This is a genomic window from Streptomyces lothianensis (genome assembly GCF_047779955.1).
Lineage (GTDB): Bacteria > Actinomycetota > Actinomycetes > Streptomycetales > Streptomycetaceae > Streptomyces.
This window is the reverse complement of the sequence record NZ_JBLMKT010000022.1, coordinates 129,697-142,531: the sequence shown is the minus strand read 5'-3', so window position 1 is coordinate 142,531 and position 12,835 is coordinate 129,697. Positions and strand designations below refer to the sequence as shown.

Annotated in this window: 11 protein-coding genes; 9 read left to right on the top strand and 2 right to left on the bottom strand. The window is 70.9% G+C overall.

All coding sequences use genetic code 11. The annotated features are described in order from the left end of the window. Positions 1–96 precede the first annotated feature (96 nt). From ACLF6P_RS05765 to ACLF6P_RS05750, 4 genes are all read left to right on the top strand, one after another. Positions 97–813: an MBL fold metallo-hydrolase gene (locus tag ACLF6P_RS05765; protein ID WP_415948577.1), complete on the top strand. Its 717-nt coding sequence runs from the start codon at positions 97–99 to the stop codon at positions 811–813. A gap of 13 nt (positions 814–826) precedes the next feature. Continuing rightward, complete coding sequence (gene hisS, locus ACLF6P_RS05760; protein WP_415948576.1) at positions 827–2,089, top strand: histidine--tRNA ligase; 1,263 nt, start codon at positions 827–829, stop codon at positions 2,087–2,089. Positions 2,090–2,389: 300 nt separating this feature from the next. Next, positions 2,390–3,040, top strand: a complete 651-nt coding sequence (locus ACLF6P_RS05755) for a vitamin K epoxide reductase family protein (protein WP_415948575.1) — start codon at positions 2,390–2,392, stop codon at positions 3,038–3,040. A gap of 131 nt (positions 3,041–3,171) precedes the next feature. Next, complete coding sequence (locus ACLF6P_RS05750; RefSeq protein WP_415948573.1) at positions 3,172–4,578, top strand: replication-associated recombination protein A; 1,407 nt, start codon at positions 3,172–3,174, stop codon at positions 4,576–4,578. Between the two features lie 243 nt (positions 4,579–4,821). On the opposite strand, the gene ACLF6P_RS05745 is transcribed toward ACLF6P_RS05750, so the two are convergent. Next, on the bottom strand, positions 4,822–5,511 hold the full coding sequence (locus tag ACLF6P_RS05745; RefSeq protein WP_415948637.1) for a DUF2470 domain-containing protein: 690 nt from the start codon (positions 5,509–5,511) through the stop codon (positions 4,822–4,824). A 206-nt stretch (positions 5,512–5,717) separates the two neighbouring features. Here ACLF6P_RS05745 and rpsD point away from each other — a divergent pair, with 206 nt between their 5' ends. Continuing rightward, positions 5,718–6,332 carry a 30S ribosomal protein S4 gene (gene rpsD, locus ACLF6P_RS05740; protein WP_415948572.1) on the top strand — a complete coding sequence of 205 codons (615 nt, stop codon included), beginning with the start codon at positions 5,718–5,720 and terminating at the stop codon, positions 6,330–6,332. Positions 6,333–6,362: 30 nt separating this feature from the next. Here the strand turns inward: rpsD and ACLF6P_RS05735 are convergent, their stop codons facing one another. Beyond that, positions 6,363–8,627: an ATP-binding protein gene (locus tag ACLF6P_RS05735; protein ID WP_415948571.1), complete on the bottom strand. Its 2,265-nt coding sequence runs from the start codon at positions 8,625–8,627 to the stop codon at positions 6,363–6,365. Between the two features lie 149 nt (positions 8,628–8,776). Here ACLF6P_RS05735 and ACLF6P_RS05730 point away from each other — a divergent pair, with 149 nt between their 5' ends. The 4 genes from ACLF6P_RS05730 to ruvX are packed head-to-tail and all read left to right on the top strand — an operon-like array spanning position 8,777 to position 12,746. Then, positions 8,777–9,229, top strand: coding sequence for a DUF948 domain-containing protein (locus ACLF6P_RS05730; RefSeq protein WP_415948570.1), 453 nt, complete (start codon positions 8,777–8,779; stop codon positions 9,227–9,229). Between the two features lie 6 nt (positions 9,230–9,235). Further along, positions 9,236–9,601, top strand: a complete 366-nt coding sequence (locus tag ACLF6P_RS05725; protein WP_415948569.1) for a DUF6167 family protein — start codon at positions 9,236–9,238, stop codon at positions 9,599–9,601. After that, the gene (gene alaS / locus ACLF6P_RS05720; RefSeq protein WP_415948568.1) at positions 9,601–12,273 is read left to right on the top strand and encodes an alanine--tRNA ligase; all 2,673 of its coding nucleotides are present in this window, start codon (positions 9,601–9,603) and stop codon (positions 12,271–12,273) included. Before ACLF6P_RS05725 ends, alaS begins: the two co-directional genes overlap by 1 nt. Before the next feature lie 8 nt (positions 12,274–12,281). Further along, on the top strand, positions 12,282–12,746 hold the full coding sequence (gene ruvX, locus ACLF6P_RS05715; protein ID WP_415948636.1) for a Holliday junction resolvase RuvX: 465 nt from the start codon (positions 12,282–12,284) through the stop codon (positions 12,744–12,746). The last annotated feature ends 89 nt before the right edge of the window (positions 12,747–12,835 follow it).

Genomic DNA, 12,835 nt, shown 5'->3' with positions numbered 1-12,835 from the left:
TATGGGTTCGCTGTGGGCCGAGCCGCGCCGGTAGGGTTTGATCCGCAGCCCCGTCGGCTGCTCGCCGCAACTCCCGTACCGAAAGTAAGGACGATCGTGCTGATTGCCGGGTTCCCCGCCGGGGCCTGGGGCACCAACTGCTACTTGGTGGCCCCCGCCGCGGGCGAGGAGTGCGTGATCATCGACCCTGGCCACGAGGCCACCGAAGGAGTCGAGGAAGCGCTGAGGAAGCATCGGCTCAAGCCCGTCGCCGTCGTCCTCACCCATGGCCACATCGACCATGTCGCCTCGGTCGTCCCGGTGTGCGGAGCGCATGATGTGCCGGCCTGGATCCACCCCGAGGACCGGTTCATGATGAGCGACCCGGAGAAGGCGCTGGGCAGGGCCTTCGGGCAGCAGCTGCTCGGTGAGCTCACCGTGGGGGAGCCGGACGATGTGAAGGAGCTCACGGACGGCGCGAAGCTGGAGCTCGCCGGTCTCGAACTCACCGTCTCGCACGCGCCCGGACATACCAGGGGGTCGGTGACCTTCGGGCTGCCCGAGGCGGAGGACATCCCTCCGATCCTGTTCTCGGGCGACCTGCTCTTCGCCGGCTCCATCGGACGCACCGACTTCCCCGGTGGCTCCATGGACGAGATGCTCGAATCGCTGGCCCGCGTGGTCCTGCCGCTCGACGACTCGACCGTGGTCCTGCCCGGGCACAACCAGCAGACGACCATCGGCCGCGAGCGCGCCACCAACCCCTATCTGCGGCAGGTGGCCGACAGCCGCCAGGATCAGGGCAGCATGGAAGCTCCCCGACGAGGAATGTGACGAGACTTCTCCCGTGAGCACTTTTCAGGCCCCCAAGGGCACGTACGACCTGCTGCCGCCGAACTCCGCGACGTATCTGGCGGTACGGGACGCGATCTCGGCGCCGCTGAAGAACTCCGGCTACGGCTATGTCGAGACCCCCGGTTTCGAGAACGTCGAATTGTTCGCGCGCGGTGTCGGTGAGTCCACCGACATCGTGACCAAGGAGATGTACGCCTTCGAGACCAAGGGCGGCGACCGGCTCGCCCTGCGCCCGGAAGGCACCGCCTCCGTGCTGCGCGCCGCCCTCGAGGCCAATCTGCACAAGGCAGGCAATCTGCCGGTCAAGCTCTGGTACTCGGGCTCGTACTACCGCTACGAGCGCCCGCAGAAGGGCCGCTACCGCCACTTCTCGCAGGTCGGCGCCGAGGCGATCGGCGCCGAGGACCCGGCGCTCGACGCCGAGCTGATCATCCTGGCCGACCAGGCCTACCGCTCGCTGGGCCTCAGGAACTTCCGCATCCTGCTGAACTCGCTCGGCGACAAGGAGTGCCGTCCCGTCTACCGGGCCGCGCTCCAGGACTTCCTGCGCGGCCTCGACCTCGACGAGGAGACCCGGCGCCGGATCGAGATCAACCCGCTGCGGGTGCTCGACGACAAGCGGGCCGAGGTGCAGAAGCAGCTGACCGGTGCGCCGTCCATGCCGGACCACCTGTGCGATGCGTGCACCGCGTACCACAAGGAGGTACGTGAACTCCTGGACGCCGCCGGTGTGGTCTACGAGGACGACCTGAAGCTGGTGCGCGGGCTCGACTACTACACGCGCACCACGTTCGAGTTCGTGCACGACGGCCTCGGCTCGCAGTCCGCGGTGGGCGGCGGCGGCCGCTACGACGGTCTGTCCGAGATGATCGGCGGGCCCTCCCTGCCGTCCGTCGGCTGGGCGCTCGGGGTGGACCGCACGGTCCTCGCCCTGGAGGCGGAGGGTGTGGATCTCCACCTGCCCGCCACGACCAGCGTCTTCGCGGTTCCGCTCGGCGAGGAGGCGCGGCGGGTGCTCTTCGGCGTCGTCACCGAGCTGCGCAAGGCGGGGATCGCCACCGACTTCTCCTTCGGCGGCAAGGGGCTCAAGTCGGCCATGAAGTCGGCGAACCGCTCGGGCGCCGCCTATACGCTCGTCGCAGGGGAGCGGGACCTGGCCGAAGGCGTGGTCCAGCTCAAGGAGATGGAGTCCGGGGAGCAGCAGGCGGTCGCCCTCGACAAGCTCGTCGAGGTGCTCACGTCGCGCCTGGCGTGAACCCGGGGGCCGGACCTCTGCCCGGCGGTCCGGCCCTGTCCCTTTCGCTTCGAGCCCGGTGCCTCTCGCTCCGCGCCCCGTCTCCGCGCCGTCAACCCGCAGGGCGGGGATTCCTCCCGGCGGGCGATGCCGACTTCCGTACGCCGTGAACGGCCCGCGCCTGCCCGGATGTTGCCCCGGCGCCCGGGATCCGGGGGCGTCCGCAGCCGCGGACGTTCATCGAACGGTGGACACACAGCCGGGTACGGCACAATGACCCCCCGGGTCCACTGCCGGACAGGGAAAGCGACGGAATTGCTGATGAGCAAGACGACCATGGCGAGCACAGGCGTCCACGACGGCCACGGCGATCCTGCGGACGGACAGCCGCGCAGCAGCGTCGGCGGCAGCCGTGCGCTCGGCATCCTCCTGGTGATCACCGGCCTCGCCGGGCTGCTCGCCGCCTGGGTCATCACCCTCGACAAGTTCAAGCTGCTCGAGGACCCGGACTTCAAGCCCGCGTGCAGCCTCAACCCCGTGGTGTCCTGCGGCAACATCATGGAGAGCGATCAGGCCTCCGCCTTCGGCTTCCCCAACCCGATGCTCGGCCTCGTCACGTACGGCATCGTCGTCTGCGTCGGCGTGAGCCTGCTCGCCGGCGCCCGCTTCCCGCGCTGGTACTGGCTGACCTTCAACGCGGGGACGCTGTTCGGCGTCGCCTTCTGCACCTGGCTGCAGTACCAGTCGCTGTACACCATCGGGAACCTGTGCCTGTGGTGCTCGCTCGCCTGGGTCGCAACGATCATCATGTTCTGGTACGTGACCTCGCACAACATCCGTACCGGGCTGCTGCCCGCGCCCTCCTGGCTGCGCTCCTTCTTCGACGAGTTCACCTGGGTCCTGCCGGTCGTGCACGTGGGCATCATCGGCATGCTGGTCCTGACCCGCTGGTGGGACTTCTGGACCAGCTGAGCCGCCGGGTCCCGGTCCGCCGGAGCCCCGTCCGCTCCGGATCCCTGCCCGCTCCGGATCCCTGTCCGCCGCAGCGGGCCGGGGCGACGGCCGAGGCGGTGATGTCAGAGGCGTGTCCTAGGGTTGACGTCGTGGAGCCAGATCTGTTCACCGCCGCCGCCGAAGAGCGCCAGGAGAAGGAGCCGTCCAGCAGTCCGCTGGCTGTCCGGATGCGCCCGCGCACCCTGGACGAGGTGGTCGGCCAGGGGCATCTGCTCAAGCCGGGATCGCCGCTGCGGCGCCTGGTGGGGGAGGGCGGCGGCGGGCCCGCGGGGCCTTCCTCGGTGATCCTCTGGGGGCCGCCCGGGACTGGCAAGACCACGCTCGCCTATGTGGTCTCCAAGGCCACCAACAAGCGCTTCGTGGAGCTCTCCGCGATCACCGCGGGTGTCAAGGAGGTCCGCGCGGTCATCGAGGGTGCCCGTCGCGCGACCGGCGGCTACGGCCAGGAGACCGTCCTCTTCCTCGACGAGATCCACCGCTTCAGCAAGGCCCAGCAGGACTCGCTGCTCCCGGCCGTGGAGAACCGCTGGGTCACCCTCATCGCTGCCACCACCGAGAACCCGTACTTCTCGGTGATCTCCCCGCTCCTGTCCCGCTCCCTGCTGCTCACCCTCGAACCCCTCACCGAGGCGGACCTGCGCGGGCTGCTGCAGCGGGCGCTGAGCGAGGAGCGCGGGCTCGGCGGCAGCGTGGACCTCGCCGACGACGCCGCCCACCACTTGCTGCGGATCGCCGGCGGTGATGCCCGTCGCGCGCTCACCGCACTCGAAGCCGGTGCGGGCGCGGCGCTGGCCAAGAGGGAGCAGGAGATCACCCTGCAGACCCTGGAGGAGTCGGTCGACCGCGCAGCGGTCAAGTACGACCGCGACGGCGACCAGCACTACGACGTGGCCAGCGCCCTCATCAAGTCGATCCGCGGCTCGGATGTGGACGCGGCCCTGCACTATCTCGCCCGGATGATCGAAGCGGGCGAGGACCCGAGGTTCATCGCCCGGCGCCTGATGATCTCCGCGAGCGAGGACATCGGCCTCGCCGACCCCACCGCGCTGCCCACCGCCGTCGCCGCGGCCCAGGCCGTCGCGCTGATCGGCTTCCCGGAGGCGGCCCTCACCCTCAGCCACGCCACCATCGCTCTGGCCCTCGCCCCCAAGTCCAATGCCGCCACGCTCGCCATCGGCGCGGCGATGGAGGACGTACGGGCGGGCCTGGCCGGACCCGTGCCCGCGCATCTGCGCGACGGGCACTACAAGGGCGCGGCCAAGCTCGGGCATGCGCAGGGGTATGTGTATCCGCACGATGTGCCGGGCGGCATCGCGGCCCAGCAGTACGCCCCGGACGCGGTCAGCGGCCGACGCTACTACCGGCCGACGCGCTACGGGGCCGAGGCCCGCTACGCCGACGTCGTGGACCGCGTCCGCGAACGGCTCACGGGGGAGCGGAGCGAGCAGGCGGTGCGGGACGAGCAGGCGCCGGGCGGGGCGGCCGAGGCGCGCTGACTCCGCCGCGGTCCCGGCGCGCGGCGATCCGGCCCGCGCCTACGCTCGGCGGCATGGCAGCAGGCTGTGGCGATAGAGCAGGGCGACGCGGACGGCTCCGCGCGCTGCTGCTCGCCTCCTGCGCGGCCCTCACCGTGGCCGCCGGCCGCACACCGCCGCGGGTCGAGCGCGCGAACGCCGCTTCGCCACAGCCACAGCCACCGATACGGCGCGGGAATGCGCGCCGCACCCCGGCCCTGCCCGCTACTCGGCAGCAGCCGAGAACAGCCGGTGCATCGCCCGCCGCAGGTCCGCGAGGTCGCGCACCGGCCGGGGGAAGTCGAAGCGCGCGTCGAAGCACTGCCCCTCGCCGGTGAAGCGGATCCGCAGCCCGAACCGGTCGAGCGCCAGCGGCACCGCCCGCTCCGTGTGCGCGAGGCCCGCCCGCGCGCCGAGCAGCGAGCCGAGCAGCCGCACCTGCTCGCCGTGCGCGGAGTGCAGGTGCTGAAGCAGTCCGGCCTCGTGCCCGGCCAGTGGATCGGCGGCCGCCGCACCGAAGTCCTCCGGCTCGACCAGGTCGGAGCCCCACAGGTCGTCGACCGAGATCTCCCCGACCTCCAGGCGCAGCATCATCCGCCCCGGCTCGGCGCGCTCCGGCACCCGCGTCAGCCAGCCCGACACCCAGGCCCGTGCCCGGATACGGTGGGGGACGGCGACCGGGGCCACGTCGGCGATCTCCAGGACGGTCCGGAGCTCGTCGTCCTGTGCGTGTGTGGCGGCCCGTACCGGCGGTGCGTCGGCAGGGAACAGCAGGTGGACGTCGCCTTCGCGGGTGACCTCGCGGGCCAGCGGCATCAGCAGGTCCTGGGGTGCCCGCACGGCACCGGGCACGAGCACCACCGCCGAGCATGTACTCTGTACGAGAGTTCGTGTGCGTTCGGCTGCTGACGGCAGTCGGGCGGCTTCAAGCCTGCTGGGATGCGGCTGACCACGATCTGATCGGCCCGCCGTCATGTCGATGCCTTCGACGCCCTGGTTCTCAGGAGCTGCATCGACGTTCTTCGTGCTGTCCGTGATGGGTGTGGTTTTCCCTGGGCGAGACATGCGGTCTCCTTAAGTAAGGTGAGCCTAACCTAACCTATTACGGAGGTCTGGAGAACGTGCCTAACCAGTCGCGTCCCAAGGTCAAGAAGTCCCGTGCGCTCGGCATCGCGCTGACGCCGAAGGCCGTCAAGTACTTCGAGGCCCGTCCCTACCCGCCGGGCGAGCACGGCCGCGGCCGCAAGCAGACCTCGGACTACAAGGTCCGTCTGCTCGAGAAGCAGCGTCTGCGCGCGCAGTACGACGTGTCCGAGCGCCAGCTCGTCCGCGCCTACGAGCGTGCCGCCAAGACGCAGCTCAAGACCGGTGAGGCCCTGGTCATCGAGCTCGAGCGCCGCCTCGACGCCCTGGTCCTGCGTTCGGGCATCGCCCGCACCATCTACCAGGCCCGCCAGATGGTCGTCCACGGCCACATCGAGGTCAATGGCGGCAAGGTCGACAAGCCGTCCTTCCGCGTCCGTCCCGACGACGTCGTGACCGTCCGCGAGCGCTCGCGCGAGAAGCCGCTGTTCCAGGTCGCGCGTGAGGGTGGCTTCGCCCCTGACGGCGAGACCCCGCGTTACCTCCAGGTCAACCTGAAGGCCCTGGCCTTCCGCCTGGACCGTGACCCGAACCGCAAGGAGATCCCGGTCGTCTGCGACGAGCAGCTCGTCGTCGAGTACTACGCCCGCTGATTCACCGGCAGGCGCAGCACCCTTTCGCGGTCAGCCCGCCGCTTCTCCGCCCTTCGCGGGGGAGCCGGCGGGCTTTCGCGTATCCCGACCGCCCGGCCGGGGCATGCTCACCCGCGCGGCCCGCGGTGCCGCGTCCACCCGGGAGGCGAGTGCCCGCTGTACGGTCTCGTCCGGCGTCAGGGCCCTGCCCTGCGCCAGGCACCGCTCGTAGCGCGCAGGACCGAGCACCTCGCCGATCCGCTGCCGGCACAGCGCCCGCGGAGCGCCGAAGTAGCCCGAGCCGAACAACGGCAGCCCGACCGAGGCCCACACCGGTTCCGCCGCGCCCTGCAGTACCGCGGCCTGAGCCGCATCGCCCTCGCCGGCCGTGACCAGCGCGAGCAGCTCGATCGCGAGGACGAGCCCGACCAGATCGCGGAAGGTGTGGTCGATGGTGATGCACTCGTGCAGCAGCGCACGGGCCCGGGCGAACTCGCCGCGGGTCCAGGCCGCATACGCCAGTACGTACAGCGCGTACGCACGGGTCCAGCGCTCGCCGTGCTCACGGCAGATCTCGTCGACCTCCTCGCACAGCGCCAGCGCCGAGGGCAGGTCCCCCTGGAAGACCAGGGCCATGGCGAGCTCCACCTGCCCCATCAGCACGTTGCTGTTCAGCTCGCCGAGCTCCCGGTAACGCCCGATCGCCTCCCGGATCAGTCGCTCCGCGCGCTCCATGTCGTCCGAGACCAGCGCAAGACAGCCCAGGCGGTGCACGGCATACGCGGCCGCCAGCGGGTCGTCCGTGCGCTCGGCCTCCTCGCGGCACTCCTGCAGCGCGGCCAGCGCGTCGACCGTGTCGCCCTGCAGGATCGCCACATAGCCGAGCACCCACAGCGCCTTGAGCCGGGACCGGGGGCTGTCCTGCGCGCAGTCGAGGCCGACACCGCGTTCCAGCCAGTGGCGGCCCTCCGCGAGGCGGCCGCAGCCGACCCAGTAGAACCACAGCGTGCCCGCCAGGTACTGGCCGAGATGCGTCTCCTCGGGGTCTGCCAGGCAGAACTCCAGCGCGGCCCGCAGCTGCGGCAGCTCGCTGTCGATACGGGCGGCCACCGCGGCCTGCCGCGGCGAGAACCAGTCGAGCTCGCACCAGGTCGCGAGCCCCAGATACCAGTCGCGGTGCCTGCGCCGCAGCCGCGCGGCGTCCCCGGCCGAGTCCAGCCACTCCGCTCCGTACGCCCGTACCGTGTCGAGCATCCGGTAGCGCACCCCGGTCGGGGAGTCCTCGCGGCTCAGCACCGACTGGGCGAGCAGTTCGCCCAGCACGTCGAGCACGTCCTCGGCGGGCAGGCCCTCGCCCCCGCACACGTATTCCGCCGCGTCGAGGTCGAAGGAGCCGGTGAACACGGACAGCCTCGCCCACAGCAGGCGCTCGGCGGGCCCGCACAGCTCATGGCTCCAGCCGATCGTCGTCCGCAGCGTCCGGTGGCGGGGGAGCACTCCGCTGGTGTGGCCGGTCAGCAGGGCGAAGCGGTCGTCGAGTCGGTGGAGCAGCCCCTTTGGTGACAGGGTCCGCAGCCGGGCCGCCGCGAGCTCAACCGCCAGCGGGATGCCGTCCACCCGGCGGCACACCTCGACCAGCGCGTCCCGCGACTCCACGGGCTCGCCCTGCGCGTCCCTGTGCCCGCCCTGCGCGTCCAAGTGCCCGCCCGGCGTGTCCACGGGCGCGTCCCGCGTCCGGGACGGTTCCTCCCGCCTCCCGCCCGCGAGCGCCGTTGCCGCGCGCTCGGTGAGCAGCGCCACGGCCTCCGGTCCGGGTAGCGGGCCGAGGTTCAGGACCCGCTCGCCCCGTACGTCGAGCGGCCGTCGGCCGCAGGCGAGCACCCGCAGCCCGGGGCAGCGGCGCAGCAGCGCGTGCACCAGCTCGGCGCACGCCTGGGCGAGATGCTCGAAACCGTCGATGACGAGCAGTAGTTCACGCTCCGCGAGCTGATCGAGGAGCACGGCCCTGGGCGGGCGCCGCGTGTGGTCGGTGAGGCCGAACGCCTCGATGAGAGCGTGCTCGACCAGGCCCGCCTCCCGTACGAGCGCCAGCTCCACCAGCCACACACCGTCCGCAGGAGCCGGATGCGTCCCCGCCGCGCGCAGCGAGAGCCGGGACTTGCCCACCCCGCCGGGGCCGGTCACCGTCACGAGCCGCGAGGATTCCAGGAGCGCGGCCAGCTCGGCCAGTTCGGCCGCCCGGCCGACGAAGGAGTCGAGTTCCACGGGGAGATTGCCGGGAGGCGGGCCCGGTGAAGGGCGCTGAGACCGTCGCATGGGGAACGCAGCGTACTCAGTCGTGCGCACTCCGTACAATCGGATCGCGCGACGCCCTGCAAGCCGGCAGGCAATCCGGTACGGAGCGCCGGGCTCGGCGCGATAGGGTCTGACGACGACTAATCCCCGACAGCAGAGAGCGGTGCAGCGTGACCGGTGGAGAGGTGGCCGGGATCCTCGTGGCCGTCTTCTGGGCGATCCTGGTCTCGTTTCTCGCGCTCGCACTCGCGAGGCTCGCACAGACGCTCAAAGCGACCACCAAGCTCGTGGCGGACGTGACCGAACAGGCCGTGCCGCTGCTCAGCGACGCCTCCGCGACCGTGCGCTCCGCGCAGACCCAGCTCGACCGGGTCGACGCCATCGCCACGGACGTCCAGGAGGTCACCTCCAACGCCTCCGCGCTGTCCACCACCGTCGCCTCGACCTTCGGCGGCCCGCTCGTCAAGGTCGCGGCCTTCGGTTACGGGGTGCGCAGGGCCGTCTCCGGACGCAGGGCCGAGACGGACGTGCCGCGCAGGACACCCCGGCGTACGGTGATCGTGGGCCGGGCCGTGCCAGCCGCGCGCCGGAGCAAGCGGAACAACAGGAACGCGAGGGACTGACCAGCCATGTTCCGCCGTACCTTCTGGTTCACCGCGGGCGCAGCCGCCGGCGTGTGGGCCACCACCAAGGTCAACCGCAAACTGAAGCAGCTGACCCCCGAGAGCCTCGCGGCCCAGGCCGCGAACAAGGCGATCGACGCGGGCCACCGCCTCAAGGACTTCGCCTTCGACGTACGGGCCGGCATGGCCCAGCGCGAGGCCGAACTCGGCGAGGCGCTCGGCCTCGAGAACGACCCGGACGCCGAACTGCCCGCCCCGCGCCGCGTGGTGGCGATCGACAACCGCGCACCGGGCGCCCGTAAACACGGGATCACTTCGCACCCGACGTACGAGAACGGCTCGTACACGTACAACCGGAATGAGGACCACTGATGGAGTCGGCTGAAATCCGCCGCCGCTGGCTGAGCTTCTTCGAGGAGCGTGGGCACAAGGTCGTGCCGTCGGCGTCGCTGATCGCAGACGACCCGACCCTGCTCCTCGTCAACGCCGGCATGGTGCCGTTCAAGCCCTACTTCCTGGGCGAGACCAAGCCGCCCGCCCCGCGCGCCACCAGCGTGCAGAAGTGCGTGCGCACCCCCGACATCGAAGAGGTCGGCAAGACCACCCGGCACGGCACGTTCTTCCAGATGTGCGGCAACTTCTCCTTCGGCGACTACTTCAAGGAAGGCGCCATCAAGTACGCCTGGGAGCTGCTCACCAGCGACCAGGACAAGGGCGGTTACGGCCTCGACCCCGAGAAGCTCTGGATCACCGTCTACCTCGACGACGACGAGGCCGAGCGCATCTGGCACGAGGTCGTCGGCGTGCCGAAGGAGCGCATCCAGCGCCTGGGCAAGGCGGACAACTTCTGGTCCATGGGCGTCCCCGGCCCCTGCGGCCCCTGCTCCGAGATCAACTACGACCGCGGCCCCGAGTTCGGCGAAGAGGGCGGCCCGGCGGTCAACGACGAGCGCTACGTGGAGATCTGGAACCTGGTCTTCATGCAGTACGAGCGCGGCCCGGGCACCGGCAAGGACGACTTCGAGATCCTCGGCGACCTGCCCTCGCAGAACATCGACACCGGACTCGGTCTCGAACGCCTCGCGATGATCCTGCAGGGCGTACAGAACATGTACGAGACCGACACCCTGCGCGTCGTCATGGACAAGGCCACCGAGCTGACCGGTGTGCGCTACGGCGACAAGCAGGACACCGACGTATCCATGCGCGTCGTCGCCGACCACATGCGCACCTCCGTCATGCTGATCGGCGACGGGGTCACCCCCGGCAACGAGGGCCGCGGCTACGTCCTGCGCCGCATCATGCGCCGCGCCATCCGCAACATGCGCCTCATGGGCGCCGAGGGCGCCGTCGTCAAGGACCTCATCGACGTCGTCATCGACACGATGGGTCTGCAGTACCCCGAGCTGATCACCGACCGCAAGCGCATCGAGACCGTCGCGCTCGCCGAGGAGGCCGCCTTCCTCAAGGCCCTCAAGGGCGGCACCAACATCCTCGACACCGCGGTCACCGAGACCAAGGCCGCCGGCGGCACGGTCCTCGCCGGGGAGAAGGCCTTCCTGCTCCACGACACCTGGGGCTTCCCGATCGACCTCACCCTCGAAATGGCCGCCGAACAGGGCCTTTCCGTGGACGAGGACGGATTCCGCCGCCTGATGAAGGAGCAGCGGGACCGCGCCAAGGCCGACGCCCAGGCCAAGAAGACCGGCCACGCCGACATGTCCGGCTACCGCGAGATCGCCGACGAGGCCGGTGCCACCGACTTCATCGGCTACAGCTCCACCGAGGGCGAGTCGAAGATCGTCGGCATCCTCGTGAACGGTGTGCCCTCGCCCGCCGCCGTCGAGGGCGACGAGGTCGAGATCGTGCTCGACCGCACCCCCTTCTACGCCGAGGGCGGCGGCCAGATCGGCGACACGGGCCGGATCAAGCTGGACTCCGGCGCCGTCATCGAGGTCCGCGACTGCCAGAAGCCCGTCCCCGGTGTCTACGTCCACAAGGGCGTCGTCCAGGTCGGCGAGATCACGGTGGGCGCCCCGGCCCAGGCCGTCATCGACGTGAGCCGCCGCCGCGCCATCGCCCGCGCGCACAGCGCCACCCACCTCACCCACCAGGCCCTGCGCGACGCCCTCGGCCCGCAGGCCGCCCAGGCCGGTTCCGAGAACCAGCCCGGCCGCTTCCGCTTCGACTTCGGCTCGCCGTCCGCCGTGCCCACGGCCGTGATGACCGACGTCGAGCAGAAGATCAACGAGGTTCTCGCCCGCGAACTCGACGTGCAGGCCGAGGTCATGTCGATCGACGAGGCGAAGAAGCAGGGCGCCATCGCCGAGTTCGGCGAGAAGTACGGCGAGCGCGTCCGCGTCGTCACCATCGGCGACTTCTCCAAGGAGCTGTGCGGCGGCACGCACGTGCACAACACCGCCCAGCTCGGCCTGGTGAAGCTGCTCGGCGAGTCCTCCATCGGCTCCGGCGTGCGCCGTATCGAAGCCCTCGTCGGCGTCGACGCCTACGGCTTCCTCGCCAAGGAGCACACGGTCGTCGCCCAGATCCAGGAGCTGATCAAGGGCCGCTCCGAGGAGCTCCCGGAGAAGATCTCCGCCATGCTCGGCAAGCTCAAGGACGCCGAGAAGGAGATCGAGAAGTTCCGCGCGGAGAAGGTCCTCCAGGCCGCCGCCGGTCTCGCCCAGGGCGCCCAGGACGTCCGCGGCATCGCCCTCGTCACCGGCCAGGTGCCCGACGGCACCGGCGCCGACGACCTGCGCAAGCTGGTCCTCGACGTCCGCGGCCGCATCCCGGGCGACCGCCCGGCCGTCGTCGCCCTGTTCACCACGGCGAACGGCAAGCCGCTGACCGTCATCGCCACCAACGAGGCCGCCCGCGAGCGCGGCCTCAAGGCCGGCGACCTGGTCCGCACCGCCGCCAAGACCCTCGGCGGCGGAGGCGGCGGCAAGCCGGACGTCGCCCAGGGCGGCGGCCAGAACCCGGCCGCCGTCGGCGAGGCCATGGCCGCCGTCGAACGCCTCGTGGGTGAGACCGCGAAGTGAGCGGCGAACTGCGTCGCGGGCGCCGGCTCGCCATCGACGTCGGGGACGCCCGGATCGGGGTCGCCTCGTGCGACCCCGACGGGATCCTCGCCACCCCCGTCGAAACCGTGCCGGGCCGGGATGTCCCGGCCGCGCACCGCAGACTGCGGCAGCTCGTCGAGGAGTACGAACCCATCGAGGTCGTGGTCGGCCTGCCTCGCTCCCTCAGCGGGGGCGAGGGCCCGGCCGCAGCCAAGGTGCGCGGCTTCGCCCAGGAGCTCGCCAAGGGCATCGCCCCGGTGCCGGTCCGTCTCCTCGACGAGAGGATGACCACAGTGACGGCCAGTCAGGGCCTGCGCGCCTCGGGTGTGAAGTCCAAAAAGGGCCGTTCTGTCATCGACCAGGCGGCCGCCGTGGTGATCCTGCAGAACGCCCTGGAGTCCGAACGGGCGTCAGGCAAAGCTCCGGGCGAGGGCGTCGAAGTGGTCATCTGATCGCGATACGGTAACGTTCCGCGCGATGCGCCGGTGTTCGAAAAAGAGGCGTGCAGCAGGAGAGGCGGAAGGGATCCGGTCGCGCAGCG

Bases quoted from the DNA above. Each gene is read 5' to 3' on its own strand.
- ACLF6P_RS05755 (WP_415948575.1), top strand. From the start codon at position 2,390: ATGAGCAAGACGACCATGGCGAGCACAGGCGTCCACGACGGCCACGGC.
- ACLF6P_RS05735 (WP_415948571.1), bottom strand. From the start codon at position 8,627: ATGCGACGGTCTCAGCGCCCTTCACCGGGCCCGCCTCCCGGCAATCTC.
- ACLF6P_RS05725 (WP_415948569.1), top strand. From the start codon at position 9,236: ATGTTCCGCCGTACCTTCTGGTTCACCGCGGGCGCAGCCGCCGGCGTG.
- alaS (WP_415948568.1), top strand. From the start codon at position 9,601: ATGGAGTCGGCTGAAATCCGCCGCCGCTGGCTGAGCTTCTTCGAGGAG.